The following is a 16,075-nucleotide window of genomic DNA, read 5'->3' on the forward strand; positions in this document are numbered from 1 at the left end:
CAGTTTTAAAAATGAATTGAGATTGATCCATGAGGGGAAGTTTTAATTTATGCTTCAGCCAGAAGTCGTCACTTATCAGAGTTACCACTGACAGGATTGAAAAATGGATAGCACAGTAGACAGGCAAGTTTTTTATATCTCCGATGGTACCGCTATCACCGCCGAAGTGCTTGGGCATGCGGTGATGTCACAGTTTCCGGTCGCCATCAACAGTATCACGCTGCCGTTTGTCGAAAACGTCAGCCGCGCGAACGCCGTGAGAGAACAAATCAATGCGATTTACCAGCAATCTGGCGTGCGTCCGCTGGTATTTTATTCCATCGTTTTACCGGAAATTCGTGACATTATTTTGCAAAGTGAGGGTTTTTGTCAGGATATCGTGCAGGCGCTGGTCGCCCCGTTACAGCAAGAATTGAAACTTGAACCGACGCCTATTGCCCATCGGACACACGGTCTGAATCCGGGTAATTTAATCAAATATGATGCGCGTATTGCGGCCATTGATTACACACTTGCCCACGATGATGGCATTTCGATGCGCAATCTCGATCAGGCACAGGTTATCTTGCTGGGCGTATCACGCTGCGGGAAAACGCCAACCAGTTTATACCTCGCCATGCAGTTTGGCATTCGGGCAGCAAACTATCCGTTCATCGCCGACGATATGGATAACATCCAATTGCCTGCAGTACTGAAACCACTGCAACACAAATTGTTTGGCCTGACTATCAATCCCGAACGCCTCGCGGCTATTCGTGAGGAGCGCCGTGAAAACAGCCGCTATGCGTCAATGCGTCAATGCCGCCTTGAAGTGGCAGAAGTGGAAGCCCTGTTTCGTAAGAACCAAATCCGCTATCTCAACAGTACTAATTACTCAGTTGAAGAGATGGCAACCAAAATCCTCGACATCATGGGGTTGAATCGCCGCATGTACTAACAAACTAGTGCAAGGGTGCGATTTTGTATGATAGGCTTTACGCAATCTGGTGGTCACGATTCAGTTGACGGTTGAATTCAACATAAATTGGTTTATCGTGACTGCCATCACTTCCCGGTACTTTTGCCGAGCTGAAGACAAAATTTCTGAGACACCCAATGAATAAAACAGATGAATTGCGCACTGCGCGCATCGACAGTCTGGTTACACCTGCGGAACTGGCACAGCGTTTGGCTGTGTCCCCACAAGTCGCACAAAACGTAACAGCCTCCCGTCGTCGTATCGAAAAAATCCTTAATGGCGAAGATAATCGCCTGCTGGTGATAGTTGGCCCTTGCTCAATCCATGACCTGGATGCGGCAATGGATTACGCCCGCCGTTTACAAGCCGCGCGTGAACAACATCAGCATCGCCTTGAAATCGTGATGCGGACTTATTTCGAAAAACCGCGCACCGTAGTGGGCTGGAAAGGTTTAATTTCCGATCCCGATTTGAACGGAAGCTATCGCGTGAACCATGGCATTGAGCAGGCGCGCCGTTTGCTGTTACAGGTCAACGAGTTAGGTGTACCAACGGCCACTGAATTCCTCGATATGGTGATCGGCCAGTATATTGCCGATTTGATTAGCTGGGGGGCGATCGGTGCGCGTACCACGGAGAGCCAGATCCACCGTGAAATGGCGTCTGCCCTTTCTTGCCCGGTTGGTTTCAAAAATGGCACCGACGGTAATACGCGTATTGCGGTTGATGCGATTCGTGCCGCCCGCGCCAGCCATATGTTCCTGTCGCCGGATAAACACGGCCAGATGACTATTTACCAAACCAGTGGCAACCCGTACGGCCATATCATCATGCGCGGTGGCAAACAGCCAAACTACCACGCAGCGGATATTTCTGCGGCATGCGATAGCCTGCACGAATTTGATTTACCAGAGCAATTGGTTATCGACTTCAGCCACGGCAACTGCCAAAAACAGCATCGCCGCCAGCTGGAAGTCTGTGAAGACGTTTGCAACCAGATTCGTAACGGTTCACGCGCTATTGCTGGTGTGATGGCTGAAAGTTTCATTCAGGAAGGCACGCAAAAAATCGTTGCCGGGCAACCATTGGTTTATGGTCAGTCGATTACCGACCCTTGCCTGAATTGGGAAGACACCAAAACGCTGCTCGATATGCTGGCTGACGCGACAGATAGCCGCTTCTGATATTTTGGTGGATGGCGCTTGTGCTTATCCACCCAACAACTGCCTTTCTGTAGGTCGGGCTAGCGTTAGCGACCCCCGACATTTCTTTAAACTCTCTCGTTAGCTCAAAATTGATCTATTCACAAATTTCCTACAAATAACACTTGATGGCGAAACATAGTTTATTGATAATGATTATCATTGTTGGATTGATTGTCATTTGTATATCGAGTGATACATGGAAAAAAACTTCACTGCTACGAATCCGCAATCTGCGGCCGTTCCCCGCCAGATAGACAGCAAGTTGTTACTCGGCCCTGACGGACGCGTGGTGATTGTTCACGAAGGCCAGCAATACCAATTACGTCAGACCCAGGCAGGAAAGTTAATCCTGACCAAATAAAACCCGTCATATTTCAAGCTGTAGGCGCGTTGGCTGCACTCACTTCCCCCAGTCACTTACTTATGTAAGCTCCTGGGGATAAGCTCCCTTGCCGCCTTCCTACAACTCGAATTATTTAGGGTTTATAAAACATAAATTACGCAAGCCACCCAGGTGTTCCCAAGGCAGCCAGCGATTTTAAATTTTCCTATGGAGATTTACGCATGCCTGCTTTACACACAGTCGGCTTCCGTCTGTCATTACTGACTGTTGCGGTATTTACTGCCCTGCCCACTTTCGCGAAAGATGACCAAATGACGGTGGTGGCTACCGGTAATGAACGCAGCACTTTTGAAGCGCCAATGATGGTCACCATCATTGATGCCGATACCCCTGAAGGCCAAACCTCTTCTTCCGCCGCGGATATGTTACGTAAAGTTCCAGGGATCACCGTTTCCGGTTCCGGGCGCACAAACGGCCAGGATGTGAGTATGCGTGGTTATGATCGCCGTGGCGTATTAATGCTGGTTGACGGAGTTCGCCAGGGGACTGACACCGGGCACCTCAACAGCACATTCCTTGATCCTGCGTTAATCAAACGAATCGAAGTGGTACGTGGCCCTGCGGCTCTGTTATATGGCAGCGGCGCACTGGGCGGCGTCATTTCTTACCAAACAGTGAATGCCAGCGATTTGCTGTATGAAGGCCAAAACAGCGGTTACCGTGTGTTTGGCACCGGTGGAACCGGCGATCATAGCGTCGGAATGGGCGCCAGCGCTTTCGGTCGCACCGATAACTTTGATGGCCTGGTTTCCTGGTCAAGCCGCGACCGTGGCGACATCAACCAAAGCAATGGCGAAACTGCGCCGAACGACGAAAGCATTAATAACTTCCTGACCAAAGGCACCTGGTTCATCGACCCTGCGCAGTCTCTGGCCGGTTCATTGCGTTACTACAATAACGCCGCTCAGGAACCGAAAAACCCACAGGTCACCACGGCTGATCCGAGCAACCCGATGGTGGATCGCTCAACAATACAGCGTGATGCGCAGTTGAAATATCACATTGGGCCAGAGCAAAGTGACTGGCTGAATGCCGATGCCACCGCTTACTGGTCTGAAGCGCGCATCAATGCCCAGGGCCAAACCGACGGGGCTGAATTCCGCAAGCAAACCACCAGCGGCGCAAAACTGGAAAACCGCAGCCGCCTGTTTACCGACAGTTTCGCCGCACATTTGCTGACTTACGGCGGTGAATATTACCGCCAGGATCAGGAGCCAGGCGGTAATACCACCGGCTTCCCGCAAGCCAATATCGATTTCGGTTCAGGCTGGTTGCAGGATGAAATTACGCTGCGCGACCTGCCAGTGTCCATTTTAGCTGGTACGCGTTATGACAATTACAGCGGCAGCAGCGATGGCTACGACGATGTCAATGCTGACAAATGGTCGTCACGCGCGGCACTTTCCATCACGCCAACCGACTGGTTGATGCTATTTGGCTCTTATGCTCAGGCATTCCGCGCTCCAACCATAGGCGAAATGTATAACGATGCCAAACATTTCTCGATTGGCTCGCGTTACACCAACTATTGGGTACCGAACCCCAATCTGCGCCCGGAAACCAACGCCACCCAGGAAGTTGGTTTTGGCTTGCGCTTCGACGATTTGATGCTGGCTGACGATGGGCTGGAGTTCAAAGCGAGCTACTTCGGCACCCGAGCCGAAGACTACATCTCAACGACTGTCGATTTCGCCAAAGCGACCACCATGTCCTATAACGTCCCTAATGCCAAAATCTGGGGTTGGGATATGACCGCGAAATACACCAACAGCTGGTTCAACCTCGATCTCGCCTATAACCGTACCCAGGGCAAAGACGAAGATACTGGCGAGTGGATTTCCAGCCTGAACCCGGACACCGTAACCAGCATTCTCGACGTTCCGGTAGCCGAAAGCGGCTTCTCAGTTGGCTGGATTGGCACCTTTGCCGCGCGTTCAACGCATGTCAGCAGTGAATACAGCGAACAGCCAGGTTACGGCGTCAACGATTTCTACGTCAGCTATAAAGGCCAACAGCAGTTGCGCGGGCTGACGACTTCCCTGGTGCTGGGTAACGCCTTTGACAAGGAATACTGGTCGCCGCAGGGGATCCCTCAAGATGGCCGTAACGGCAAAATCTTTGTTAGTTATCAATGGTAAGGAAACGATATGACTCAGCATTATGAAAACTGGTTACAGCTCAAACAGCAGCACCCGAAAAAATATGCCCGTGACATCGCAAAACTGATGAATATCAGTGAAGCCGAACTGACTCATGCCCGCGTCGGGCATGATGCCTGGCGCTTAAAAGGCGAGATCCGCGATATTCTCACTTCGCTGGAAAGCGTCGGTGAAATCAAATCCATTTGCCGCAACGAATATGCAGTACATGAGCACATCGGGCGTTTTGAAAACCAGCAACTGCACGGCCACGCGGGCCTGGTTCTGAACCCACGCGCGCTGGATTTGCGCCTGTTCCTGAATCAATGGGCGTTTGCCTTCCACGTTCGTGAAGAAACCGCCCGTGGCGAACGCCAAAGCGTGCAGTTCTTTGACCGTCAGGGCGATGCTCTACTGAAGGTTTACACCACCGACAATACGGATTTCAGCGCCTGGGGCGATGTGCTGGCGAAGTTTATCTATGCCGATAACCCAGCGCTTGAGTTGCAGGCGCCAGAAGAAGTGGTGATGACGCCGACGGTAGATGGCCGCCAGGTGGAAGCCGAATGGCGCAGCATGAACGATGTGCATCAGTTCTTTAGTTTGCTCAAACGCCACCAGCTGACACGTCAACAGGCGTTCCGTCTGGTTGCGGAGGATCTGGCCTGCCAGGTTGATAACAACGCTCTGGCGCAACTACTGGCACAAGCCAAACAAGACCAAAACGAAATCATGGTGTTTGTTGGCAACCGTGGCGCGGTGCAGATTTTCACCGGTGTGGTGGAAAAAGTGGTGCCGATGGATAACTGGATTAACATCTTCAATCCACAATTCACGTTGCATTTACTGGGCGACACCATTGCGGAAAGCTGGGTAACCCGTAAACCAAGTGGTGATGGTTTCGTGACCAGCCTGGAGTTATTTGCCGCCGACGGCACGCAAATCGCCCAACTGTACGGCCAACGCACCGAAGGTGAGCCAGAGCAGCAACAATGGCGCAGCCAATTAGAAGCGCTGGTAAGCAAAGGGCTGGCTGCATGAAACGCAGGTTAATTGCCCTGTTTGCCTTGCCAGCGATTGTGTTATCGGCAATGGCCGCCGCCAATCAACGAGTAGTGACAATTGGCGGCGATGTGACGGAAATCGCCTTTGCTCTGGGAACGGGTGGCCAACTGGTCGCTCGTGACAGCACCAGTCTGCATCCGGCAGCCGCGACCAAACTGCCGGACGTGGGGTACATGCGCCAGCTCAATGCCGAAGGCATTCTGGCCATGCGCCCAACGCTGGTGCTGGCAAGCGCGCAGGCCAAACCATCGCTGGCACTGGAGCAAGTCGCCAGTAGCAAAGTCAAAGTGGTGACCATTCCAGCGAATAACTCGCTGGCAGGCATCGATGAGAAAATTGATGCGGTCGCTCAGGCGATGGGGAAAACGACGCAGGGTGCGGCTTTACGCCAACAAGTGCACAGCAAACTGGCGTCGATTCCTGAAAAACCACTGCCGGTAAAAGTGCTGTTTATCATGAGCCACGGCGGGATGACTGCGATGGCCGCTGGGCAAGAAACTGCGGCAGATGCCGCCATTCATGCCGCCGGTTTGCAAAATGCGATGCAGGGTTTCAAACGTTATCAGCCGATGTCCCAGGAAGGTGTGATTGCCAGCCAGCCACAGTTGGTTCTGATCACCGCCGATGGCGTGAAAACGCTGGGTGGGGAAGATAATGTCTGGAAATTGCCCGGCCTCGCACAAACACCCGCAGGCAAAACTCGCCAGTTGTTGATCGTCGATGATATGGCGCTGCTCGGTTTCGGCCTGCAAACGCCAGATGCGATTCTTGCGTTACGGACTAAAGCGGAGCAACTACCTTGATACGCCGGCCCCTGCCCCAACGCGCGCTGTTCGCCATGGTTTTGGCGTTACTGGCGCTGTCTTTGGTTGCTGCTAATTTAGGTGCCATGCGCCTTTCCATTGCGGTGTTATGGCAAGCGCAGGATGAAGCGCTGCGCCATATCTGGCTCAATATTCGCCTGCCGCGCGTGTTGCTTGCCACGCTGGTTGGCGGCGCACTGGCACTTTCAGGCTGCGTGATGCAGGGGCTGTTTCGCAATCCACTGGCCGATCCGGGTTTACTCGGCATCAGCAGTGGCGCGGCACTGGCGGTCGGATTTTCGGTGGTTTTACCGTTGGCGCTTCCCGTGGTGTTGGCATTATATGTACCGATGATGGCGGCGTTTCTCGGCAGCCTTGCCGTCACGCTGATGATTTTCTTCCTCAGCCGTCAGGGCAACAATAGCCTGTCTCGCCTGCTGTTGGTGGGCATCGCCATTAATGCCCTGTGCGGTGCAGCGGTCGGCGTTTTATCGTGGATCAGTAACGATGCTCAATTGCGCCAACTCTCGCTGTGGGGAATGGGTAGCCTGGGGCAAGCGCAGTGGTCCACGTTACTGGCAACCGCCTCGTTGATTATTCCGGCGGCAATTGTGATTTCGTTTCTGTCCAAACGACTCAACCTGTTGCAGCTTGGCGATGAAGAAGCGCATTACCTGGGTGTGGATGTCAAAAAAACCCAACGTCAGTTACTGATTTTGAGCGCGCTATTGGTCGCCGCGGCAGTGGCGGTCAGCGGCGTGATAGGTTTTGTCGGCCTGGTGGTTCCGCATCTGGTACGGATGTGGCTCGGTGCCGATCATCGCTGGTTGATCCCCGGTTCGGTGCTTGCTGGTGCGATGTTACTGCTGGTTGCTGACACGCTGGCACGCACGCTGGTCGCGCCTGCGGAAATGCCGGTGGGTTTGCTGACCAGCCTGCTGGGTGGCCCGTGGTTTTTAGCGTTGATATTCCGCCAAAAGAGGGAAAGTGATGGCTGATCTTTTGCAGGCGCACAACGTCACCTTGCGCCTGGGCGCAAGAAAATTGCTCGATGACATTAATCTGACGTTGACGGCAGGTGAAGTGGTGGCGTTAATCGGCCCAAACGGTGCAGGAAAGTCCACGCTGTTACGGGTGCTCACCGGTTTTCAACCCCCTGAAAACGGTGAAATTAGCCTTGCCGGACGCGCAATAACGGAATGGTCAGGTGAGGCGTTATCCCGTAAACGTGCGGTGATGCGCCAGCGTAGCGGGATGGCATTTAGCTGGGCGGTAGAAGACGTGATTGCCATGGGACGTGCGCCCTGGCCTGAAAAAGACACCAAAAGCGTGGTGCAGGAAGTGATGGCACTGACGGGTTGCGATGCGCTCGCCGGACGCGATTTCTGCCAGCTTTCCGGTGGTGAACAACAGCGCGTGCAACTCGCCCGCGCACTGGCGCAGTTGTGGCATAACGGGCAACCTCATGGCTGGCTGTTTTTGGATGAACCCACTTCCGCGCTGGATTTGTATCATCAGCAACATATTTTGCGTTTGTTACGCCGTTTATCGCTGATGGGCACGCTGTCGGTTTGTGTGGTGCTGCATGATTTGAATCTGGCCGCGCTATGGGCCGACCGAATTGTGTTGTTGCATGAAGGGAGGCTGGTGGCAAATGGCACGCCGCAGGAAGTGCTGGATGAATCGACGCTACAGCATTGGTATCAGGCAGATTTGCGGGTGTTCAGTCATCCCGAACACCCGGTGCCACAGGTTTGGTTGAAGCAGTGATCAACTAAAACTCACTAACTCGAACAACTCACCTCTAACCGTTTGCCCCAGTCCGGTGGGCGCTGTGTGACATCGCCCGAATGATCGGCAAACGGTTGTTGCAACGTTTCATGCAGCTGCGCCAGAACACTCACATCTCCCTGTTCTGCCGCGTCAATGGCGCGCTGAGCCAGCCAGTTGCGTAACACTACGGACGGATTGGCGGCTTTCATCATCTGCTGGCGCTGTTCGTCGCTTATCTGCTCGGTTTGCAAACGAGTCCGGTAACGGGTAAACCAGCTATCAAAACCCGCACGGTCGATAAACTCATCGCGCAATGGCGAGTTGGCTGAGTGTTGCTCGGTCAGGCTTAACATCCTGAAGGTCCGTGTGTAATCACTGCCCTCTTTTGCCATCAGGCCGAACAACTCGGTGAGGATTTCGTTATCCGCCGTTTGTTCCGTCAACAAGCCCAGTTTGCCGCGCATTAACTCACCAAACGCTTTCATCAAGGCGAACTGATAGTGGTCGAGAATTTCATTCAGCCATTCAACTGAAATAAACGGTGACAGGGTTTGCGCCAGTCGTTGCAGGTTCCACAACCCCACGGCAGGCTGATTATCAAATGCGTAACGCCCCTGATGATCGGAATGGTTGCAGATAAAGTCAGGCTGATAATCGTCGAGAAAACCGTACGGGCCGTAATCCATCGTCAGACCCAAAATCGACATATTGTCAGTATTCATCACGCCATGTGCGAAACCGACGGTTTGCCAGTGCGCAATCATCTGCGCGGTACGCTCAACCACATCACGGAACCAAAGCTGATATTTATCCGCTTCATCGACAAGCTGTGGCCAGTGATGAGCAATCACGTAATCCGCCAGTTGCTGGACTTTCTGTGGCTCACGGCGGTAGTAAAAGTGCTCGAAGTGACCAAAACGTGCATGGCTTTGCGCCACACGGATCAGCATCGCACCTTGTTCGGTGGTTTCACGTTGCACCGGCGTGTCGCTGGTCACAATACTCAGCGCGCGGGTGGTGGGAATATTCAGCCCGTGCATCGCTTCACTGGCGAGAAATTCGCGGATGGTGGAACGCAATACTGCGCGGCCATCGCCCATGCGCGAATAAGGTGTCAAACCGGCCCCTTTCAGGTGCCAGTCAAATTTACGCCCGTCAGCCAGTTGCTGCTCACCCAGCAAAATGCCACGCCCATCACCCAGTTGTCCGGCCCAGACACCAAACTGATGCCCGCTATAAACCTGCGCGAGTGGCTGCATACCCGGCAGCAGCGTTTCGCCGCTCCAGATACCAGAATGAGATTCGTCAAACAGTGAGGCATCAAGCCCCAGATCGTTGGCAAGCGGACGGTTATAATAAAATAGTCGGGCATTATGCAGCGGCGTAGGTTTTAGCGCCGTGTAAAAGCCGGGCAGTTCGTCGTGCCAGCTATTGTTAAATTCAGGGTTATTGGTCATGGAACCTCCTGCCGATAGTGTAGTGCTTGTGTGACGATTTAAACACGGCACGTTGGCAGGGGTATTAGTTCAAAGTTGGCGAATTCAGGTGAAACCACTCTTCCAGCTTTGCAGGTGCAATTCCCGGCCAGAGATTTCCTTGCATGGCAAAAGCGGCGAGAGAAAGCACTTTCTGGCGAGCAGCTTCGTCATCAACTCCGGTAATTATCAGAGTCTGACAAAACGGAGAAAGCTGCGCGAGCATGGCTAACATAAATGGCTCGAAAGAGCGTTGTTTAATTTGTTTATGAATAAATGTTTTATCCATAAATACACATTTAAATAGCCCATCAAAGATCGGTTTACTGGTCGCAATTCCTGCACCAAAATTATCCAACGCTAATGGATAATGCTTAGAAATTGACTTTAAACGGACATTTTCATTACCGCGATTTAGCTCGGGAAAGTTCTCGTTGATGGCAAACTCAAGGAACGAAAGCTGTGCCAGACGTGCAATCAACCCGGCATCGGCCAAAATTGCATCAACGATTACCGCGTTTATATTCACCCAGACAGTGATACTTTGAGTCTTAAAGAACGTTTGATAATTTTCAAGTAATTCTATTTGCTCGTTGAATAATATTAATTGCTGTTCCGATTTAATAACCGGCGCAACTAATTCTGTTGGAATACGTACCGGAGCATCAACCCCAACAAAATTCACTATTAGTTCAACGCCTAACACCTCACCGTCTGGTAAGTAAACCGGCTGAAAATAAAAGTCCGAACGATATTGTGTATCGAGATTCAGAATCATGATGCCAACCGTTTAGGTAATGGGGTGGATGGCATCGCGACACGATGAGCATCCAGCGTTAACTGGATTGATTTTATTGTAATTAAAGACAAGTTCATCCCTGAATGTTTTATCATAATCTTCTTTGAAGATAATGATATTATCCTGGATATCTCAATATCGCCAGTTTTAGCGAATTTGGAGAATGGAACCTCGGTGGATTATCTCCGGAGAAAACGATTGATTCTCACAATGCTTATCCAATAATTTCCGGATAGCATAGCTCGCCATTTCGGTTATTGGAAAATGAACACTGGTTAATGCCGGGCGAACAAACGGCGCTCGTTCACCGCTGTCATAACAAATAAGTGAGATATCCTGGGGAATTCTCAGACCATGTTCGGTGATGGCAAGCATCGCGCCTATCGCCAGTTCTTCATTGCAACAATAGAGTGCCGTAGGCTGAATGTTTTCAAGCAGTTGTGAGGTAAGTTGGTAGCCTGAGGGCATGTCGTACTCCCCTCCCAATACCGCAGCAGGTTTCAGTTTTGCTTTAGACATGGCCTCCATGAACCCCTGCTTGCGCAGCAGGCTGGATGTACGCCCGCTCGGACCATGCAGGCAGGCAATCGAGGTGTGCCCGGCATCAATAAACACTTGAGTCGCAAGCGCACTCGCCGCACGGTGATCAAACACCACACATCGCTCTTCAAGCCCCGGAACGTCACGGTCTAAAACAATGAATTTGTGATCCCGCTCAGCCAATTGATAAAGCGTTTCATCGCTGATGGCGCGCACGTGCAGGACCAGGCCATCGCAACGCAGATTAAACAGGCGTTGGATAGCGTTTAGCTCCTTCTCTGCGGTGTCGCGCCCTTGCGTCACCAACAGCTGCTTGCCATGCAACTCAGTTTCACTCTGTACGGTGTCCATCAGCGCACCAAAAAAGCCGCCACGATAGGAAGTGGTGACAAGCCCTAAGGTATTACTTTGGCTTGAGGCTAAGGCGCGAGCCGCCGGATTCGGCGTATAACCTAATTCAACAATCGCCGCTTCGACTTTAACTCTTGTCTGCGCTTTGACTTTGTTGTCGCCATTCACCACGCGTGAAACGGTCGCCCGGGACACACCTGCACTGGCGGCAACATCTTCCAGAGTAACCATAAACTATCCTTTCGAGGGGCGTGATGCTGCCAAATATTACCTGAAATTATGGGTTGTACCTGGGTTAACCACGGAATTGCTGAAGAGTGTCACGTTTAGGGCCAGTGACTGGCCCTAAGACTGGGAAAATTGCGCTAGATGCGGCGGGCCTGCCAAAACTTTTTACGCCAGTAAACGTTATCCAGCGAAGAACGCATCACACCACGGCTGGTTGAGGCATGAATGAATTGGTTGTCCGTGTCGTAAATCCCCACGTGCAGACCACTTTCACCAGCGCCTGTTTTAAAGAAAACCAGATCGCCTGGCAGTAATTCGTCTTTATCAATTTGCGTGCCGATTTTCGCTTGCTGGCGGGTTTCACGCGGCAGCTGTAGCTCGAAGCGGTCACGGAAGGTCACCGAGACAAAGCCGGAGCAGTCGACACCACGGCGGCTCATTCCGCCATAGCTATAGGGAGTGCCACGCCAGCCGTTGAGTTGATCATTGAGCCTGGCAATAACCGTTATTGAATCGGACAAACGAGAATTTGGTGGAGGCGCATGGCTGCTACACCCTGCGAGTACCAGACATGCCACAACAATTATCCATAAACGCATTCAGGCTAATCCTCACCCGTTTTAAAATTTCCAGTAATTTAGCGCTTTCCCATGATTTGGTGCAAGTTTTTACCATCACCTACAATGGGGCTATTAGCATACTATGCCCTTCTATCTGCAATCGACGGAAGTGCATGTTATAAGCTGTTGCTAAATGTTGCGGCGAGAGCACTTCATCCCGATTGCCTTGTGCAATCATTTTACCCGAGCGTAATAACCAGACGGTGTGCGCATGTCGCAAACTGTGATTTAAATCGTGACTGCTCATCACCACGCCGATACCGGCTTCGCAAAGTGCCATCAGGATTCTATCCAATGCGGTTTGCTGCGCGACATCCAGACTGTTCATCGGCTCGTCCAGTAGCAGCAGACGCCCCTGCGGGTTGATTTCTGGATGAATCTGCAACACCACAGCGGCTAAGCGAACACGTTGCCATTCCCCACCCGAAAGCTGGTTCACACTGCGTGTGAGTTTGTCCGCCAGCCCCAAATCTTCGACCAGCTTGAGCATGACCGAATCGGAGGGGCTGACTGACTGGTGCAGTTGCAGATAATGCCAAACGGGCATCGAAAATGGCGGCATTTGTTGCTGAGAAAGATAAGCACGCTGATGAGCCAGTTGCGTTGGCTGCCAGTCGCTGAGATTGCTCCCGGCAAACATAATTTGCCCGGCCCCCGAGCTAAGCCCTGCGGCACGCATCAGCAACGTGCTTTTGCCCGCGCCATTTGGCCCAACAAGATGGACCAGTTCGCCCGTTTGAACAGCGGCGGAAATGGGCCCAAGCCGCTCCGCCACCGCGACATCATTAAGCTGCAACAACACCATTACTTCGCCAGCGCCGACTTAATAGCATCAACAATAGTGGCGTCATCAGGCGTCATATCCGGTGAAAAACGTTGAATCACCTGACCATCGCGGCCAATCAGGAATTTTTCGAAGTTCCAGAGAATATCGCCAACATGGGCCGGTGCGCGGCCTTTGCTGCTCATGCGCTCAAGAAAACCGCTGCCTTCAGGTGCAACGGCAGCCGGTGCGGCGGCAACCAGTTTTTTGTACAGTGGATGACGGTTTTCACCATTAACGTCCAGCTTGCTAAACATGGGGAATGTGACGCCGTAGGTCATGCTACAGAAGGTTTTGATCTCTTCTTCGCTACCCGGTTCTTGCCCCAGGAACTGGTTGCATGGGAAACCCAGTACCGAGAAACCTTCGTGCCCAAGCTCTTTTTGCAGGTTTTCTAATTGTTCATATTGCACTGTCAGGCCGCACTTAGAGGCAACGTTCACCAGCAGTAGCACTTTCCCTTTCCAGCTTTCGAGCGTTGTCGCTTCACCGTCAATGGTGGTTACTTCAGTGTTTAGAATGTCTTGCATCACGACCTCTTAGATTGTTATTTCCCGGCCTTTAATAATAGCCAGATAAATACAGGTGCGCCTAACGTTGCCGTCACGACGCCTATAGGTAATTCGGCTGAAGCCAGTGCCAGACGAGCAATAATGTCAGCACCGAGTAATACAGTGGCACCGGCTAGTGCGCTCGCGGGTAGCAAAATCCGATGATCGGTTAACCCTTTGAGGCGTAACATATGAGGGATAACGAGGCCGATAAAGCCAATAGCTCCTGCCAGCGCGACACTCACCCCCACCAGCCATCCGGTGGTAATCACCAGAATATTTCGCCAAAGCCAGACGGGTAAGCCCAACTGGCGAGCCGATATTTCGCCAAGAGCCATTAAATTCAACGGCGCGTAGTTGCGACATAACCACAGCATCACGGGTGGCAGAGTTATCATCAACCACCATTGCCGCCAGTCCACGCCACCAAAGCCGCCCATCATCCAGTACATTAACTGACGCAAATCGAGGCTGGTACTGAAATAGATAGCCCAGGTCATTAAAGCGCTACAGATAATCCCCAACGCCACGCCAGCAAGCAGCAGGCGGCTGTTTGAAAGGTGACGCTTTGCAAAGCGCAGCAAGATAAACGTGATAACCAGCGCGCCGAATATTGCGCAGATCCCTAACGCCCAGCTCGGTAGCATCCCTTGCCCAAGCAACACCGCAGCCACTAGCGCCACCCCTGCGCCATTAGAAACGCCAAGCAGCCCAGGCTCAGCCAATGGATTTTCAAACAGCGCCTGCATGATGGTGCCAGATACCGCAAGTGCCGCCCCGACCAGCAGAACAGCTAAGGTGCGCGGCATGCGAATCTGCCAGATAAACAGCTGCGCATCTTCACGCATCCAGTGTTGCGGGGAAAACCACTGCTCTCCGGCGCACAGACTCAATACAGCCATTCCCAGCATGGTGGAAAATAAGGCGAGCAGCCAGAGGCGTTCGTGACGTTGTTGTCGTTCGACAAAAATCTGCATCTGGAGGGGGGCGTCCGATTTAAAATCATTCATGCGTCTGATTTTACGGGGAGTATCCGTAACACGACAAGCTTTAAAGGAAAGCTTTTTCTTTGGGGTGAGATATCCGTGAGGCTACTCACTCAATGTTATACAGGAATTAAACAAATAGCAGATCGTAGAAAAAATATAATTTACAACCGCTACTAAATAATAAACACCAGAAATTTATCTGGACGCAATAATATCGTTGGAATGCTAAAAACAACAATAAATTCATGTAATTATAAAAAACACAGGAAACCTAAATATTCTCTAAACGAAAGTAAAAATATAAACCGGCGGGTAATAACCATTCCAGATAACAGGGCTTAAAATAAGTACAAATCTATCAGGAGATAATTACCGTGTCGGACAACACACTGCTAAATACCTATCTGCACAAACCACGCAGAAATATCATTTCAGACCTCATTGCAGGAAAATTGCTCCCGAGCACGATTTGGCATAAGCGTAGTTACCGCTTCAAATTTATGCTGCGCACAGCGCTGTTCTACACACCAACATGTCGCATGCTTGAAAAGCTTGGGCAGCGTTCTGATTTTGAACAAATGTTGAAAGCGCAAGTCACCCTGCCCAGCAAGCCTCATCGCCAGTATTTAGTTCGCGGTTTAAACGCAAATCAGCGAGCGGATGCGGTGATCAACCATTATCAATTCGTGGACGGATTACCTTCGCGACAACTCGCCGCGGCATTAACCTCAGTGTCCGAAACCCAACTGGTCACGTTCTGCGGTAAAGAAGACAGCCAGTTTACCCTTTCCGCCTGCTGCGCAAAAAGCGCCGAGCGTGAAGGTGAAAGCACCATTTGGTTGCGCGATGGCAATGAAAATGTGATCGCCAGCCTGACTTTTAGCGTTATTCGTGAAAACGACCAATGGCATCTGGTGATTGGCGGCTTACAAGGGCCAAGAAAGCAAATTTCTCACGACGTGATTAAACAAGCGACTCGCGCCTGCCACGGTCTGTTCCCTAAACGCGTGATCATGGAGTTTATTTGGCAATTTGCCGCCCAGACGAATATTTCGGGGATTTATGGCGTCAGCGATAATGGCCATGTTTTCCGCGCGTTGCGTTACCGTTTGAGCAAGGGCCGGCATTTCCACGCCAGCTATGATGAGTTCTGGCAATCTATTGAAGGGGTGAAACAGAATAGCTGGCGCTGGCAATTACCTCAGCAATTAGAACGTAAAACACTTGAGAGCATCGCGAGTAAGAAACGCGCGGAATATCGTCGCCGTTTCCAGTTACTTGATGAGATGGCGGAACAGGTAGCCAAACTGGCTGCTTGATAGGTATTGTTTACACAGCAAAGAAAAAGGCCGCA

General features: G+C 51.6%; 16 protein-coding genes. 9 read left to right on the forward strand and 7 right to left on the reverse strand.

Annotation, left to right across the window (positions count from 1 at the left end; all coding sequences use genetic code 11):
- Positions 1-103 precede the first annotated feature (103 nt).
- From ppsR to MNO13_RS14645, 8 genes are all read left to right on the forward strand, one after another.
- Complete coding sequence (ppsR, locus tag MNO13_RS14610) at positions 104-937, forward strand: posphoenolpyruvate synthetase regulatory kinase/phosphorylase PpsR (RefSeq protein ID WP_064547494.1); 834 nt, start codon at positions 104-106, stop codon at positions 935-937.
- A 158-nt stretch (positions 938-1,095) separates the two neighbouring features.
- Positions 1,096-2,142 (forward strand): 3-deoxy-7-phosphoheptulonate synthase AroH, encoded by a 1,047-nt coding sequence (gene aroH / locus MNO13_RS14615; protein WP_064547495.1) that lies wholly within the window; start codon positions 1,096-1,098, stop codon positions 2,140-2,142.
- Between the two features lie 217 nt (positions 2,143-2,359).
- On the forward strand, positions 2,360-2,524 hold the full coding sequence (hemP, locus tag MNO13_RS14620; RefSeq protein WP_064547497.1) for a hemin uptake protein HemP: 165 nt from the start codon (positions 2,360-2,362) through the stop codon (positions 2,522-2,524).
- 203 nt (positions 2,525-2,727) lie between these two features.
- A complete protein-coding gene (locus tag MNO13_RS14625) occupies positions 2,728-4,704 on the forward strand; it encodes a TonB-dependent hemoglobin/transferrin/lactoferrin family receptor (protein WP_241938938.1) in 1,977 nt (658 codons plus the stop codon).
- A gap of 9 nt (positions 4,705-4,713) precedes the next feature.
- Positions 4,714-5,745, forward strand: coding sequence for a hemin-degrading factor (locus MNO13_RS14630; RefSeq protein WP_241938939.1), 1,032 nt, complete (start codon positions 4,714-4,716; stop codon positions 5,743-5,745).
- On the forward strand, positions 5,742-6,572 hold the full coding sequence (locus MNO13_RS14635) for a heme/hemin ABC transporter substrate-binding protein (RefSeq protein ID WP_133523103.1): 831 nt from the start codon (positions 5,742-5,744) through the stop codon (positions 6,570-6,572). Before MNO13_RS14630 ends, MNO13_RS14635 begins: the two co-directional genes overlap by 4 nt.
- 35 nt (positions 6,573-6,607) lie before the next feature.
- Positions 6,608-7,570, forward strand: coding sequence for a FecCD family ABC transporter permease (locus MNO13_RS14640; protein WP_237931970.1), 963 nt, complete (start codon positions 6,608-6,610; stop codon positions 7,568-7,570).
- On the forward strand, positions 7,563-8,342 hold the full coding sequence (locus tag MNO13_RS14645) for a heme ABC transporter ATP-binding protein (protein ID WP_232886855.1): 780 nt from the start codon (positions 7,563-7,565) through the stop codon (positions 8,340-8,342). Before MNO13_RS14640 ends, MNO13_RS14645 begins: the two co-directional genes overlap by 8 nt.
- 14 nt (positions 8,343-8,356) lie before the next feature.
- Here MNO13_RS14645 and selO read toward each other — a convergent pair whose 3' ends face one another.
- From selO to btuC, 7 genes are all read right to left on the reverse strand, one after another.
- Positions 8,357-9,802 carry a protein adenylyltransferase SelO gene (selO, locus tag MNO13_RS14650; protein ID WP_232886856.1) on the reverse strand — a complete coding sequence of 482 codons (1,446 nt, stop codon included), beginning with the start codon at positions 9,800-9,802 and terminating at the stop codon, positions 8,357-8,359.
- Between the two features lie 64 nt (positions 9,803-9,866).
- Positions 9,867-10,598: an EAL domain-containing protein gene (locus tag MNO13_RS14655; protein ID WP_121815507.1), complete on the reverse strand. Its 732-nt coding sequence runs from the start codon at positions 10,596-10,598 to the stop codon at positions 9,867-9,869.
- Between the two features lie 168 nt (positions 10,599-10,766).
- Complete coding sequence (locus MNO13_RS14660; protein ID WP_241938940.1) at positions 10,767-11,741, reverse strand: LacI family DNA-binding transcriptional regulator; 975 nt, start codon at positions 11,739-11,741, stop codon at positions 10,767-10,769.
- Positions 11,742-11,875: 134 nt separating this feature from the next.
- Positions 11,876-12,337, reverse strand: coding sequence for an NlpC/P60 family protein (locus MNO13_RS14665; RefSeq protein ID WP_064547515.1), 462 nt, complete (start codon positions 12,335-12,337; stop codon positions 11,876-11,878).
- Between the two features lie 79 nt (positions 12,338-12,416).
- Complete coding sequence (gene btuD, locus MNO13_RS14670; protein ID WP_064547517.1) at positions 12,417-13,163, reverse strand: vitamin B12 ABC transporter ATP-binding protein BtuD; 747 nt, start codon at positions 13,161-13,163, stop codon at positions 12,417-12,419.
- Positions 13,163-13,714 carry a glutathione peroxidase gene (locus tag MNO13_RS14675; protein ID WP_241938941.1) on the reverse strand — a complete coding sequence of 184 codons (552 nt, stop codon included), beginning with the start codon at positions 13,712-13,714 and terminating at the stop codon, positions 13,163-13,165. Before MNO13_RS14675 ends, btuD begins: the two co-directional genes overlap by 1 nt.
- Before the next feature lie 14 nt (positions 13,715-13,728).
- Complete coding sequence (gene btuC, locus MNO13_RS14680) at positions 13,729-14,709, reverse strand: vitamin B12 ABC transporter permease BtuC (protein ID WP_064547521.1); 981 nt, start codon at positions 14,707-14,709, stop codon at positions 13,729-13,731.
- A 377-nt stretch (positions 14,710-15,086) separates the two neighbouring features.
- On the opposite strand from btuC, the gene MNO13_RS14685 reads away from it, so the two are divergent.
- A complete protein-coding gene (locus tag MNO13_RS14685; RefSeq protein WP_241940070.1) occupies positions 15,087-16,040 on the forward strand; it encodes a VirK/YbjX family protein in 954 nt (317 codons plus the stop codon).
- Positions 16,041-16,075 lie beyond the last annotated feature (35 nt).

The sequence above is a fragment of the Buttiauxella ferragutiae genome (assembly GCF_022637515.1).
Lineage (GTDB): Bacteria > Pseudomonadota > Gammaproteobacteria > Enterobacterales > Enterobacteriaceae > Buttiauxella > Buttiauxella ferragutiae.

Bases quoted from the DNA above. Each gene is read 5' to 3' on its own strand.
- selO (WP_232886856.1), bottom strand. From the start codon at position 9,802: ATGACCAATAACCCTGAATTTAACAATAGCTGGCACGACGAACTGCCC.
- btuD (WP_064547517.1), bottom strand. From the start codon at position 13,163: ATGGTGTTGTTGCAGCTTAATGATGTCGCGGTGGCGGAGCGGCTTGGG.
- MNO13_RS14645 (WP_232886855.1), top strand. From the start codon at position 7,563: ATGGCTGATCTTTTGCAGGCGCACAACGTCACCTTGCGCCTGGGCGCA.
- MNO13_RS14630 (WP_241938939.1), top strand. From the start codon at position 4,714: ATGACTCAGCATTATGAAAACTGGTTACAGCTCAAACAGCAGCACCCG.
- MNO13_RS14635 (WP_133523103.1), top strand. From the start codon at position 5,742: ATGAAACGCAGGTTAATTGCCCTGTTTGCCTTGCCAGCGATTGTGTTA.
- MNO13_RS14665 (WP_064547515.1), bottom strand. From the start codon at position 12,337: ATGCGTTTATGGATAATTGTTGTGGCATGTCTGGTACTCGCAGGGTGT.
- ppsR (WP_064547494.1), top strand. From the start codon at position 104: ATGGATAGCACAGTAGACAGGCAAGTTTTTTATATCTCCGATGGTACC.
- hemP (WP_064547497.1), top strand. From the start codon at position 2,360: ATGGAAAAAAACTTCACTGCTACGAATCCGCAATCTGCGGCCGTTCCC.
- MNO13_RS14655 (WP_121815507.1), bottom strand. From the start codon at position 10,598: ATGATTCTGAATCTCGATACACAATATCGTTCGGACTTTTATTTTCAG.
- aroH (WP_064547495.1), top strand. From the start codon at position 1,096: ATGAATAAAACAGATGAATTGCGCACTGCGCGCATCGACAGTCTGGTT.
- btuC (WP_064547521.1), bottom strand. From the start codon at position 14,709: ATGCAGATTTTTGTCGAACGACAACAACGTCACGAACGCCTCTGGCTG.
- MNO13_RS14660 (WP_241938940.1), bottom strand. From the start codon at position 11,741: ATGGTTACTCTGGAAGATGTTGCCGCCAGTGCAGGTGTGTCCCGGGCG.
- MNO13_RS14625 (WP_241938938.1), top strand. From the start codon at position 2,728: ATGCCTGCTTTACACACAGTCGGCTTCCGTCTGTCATTACTGACTGTT.
- MNO13_RS14640 (WP_237931970.1), top strand. From the start codon at position 6,608: ATGGTTTTGGCGTTACTGGCGCTGTCTTTGGTTGCTGCTAATTTAGGT.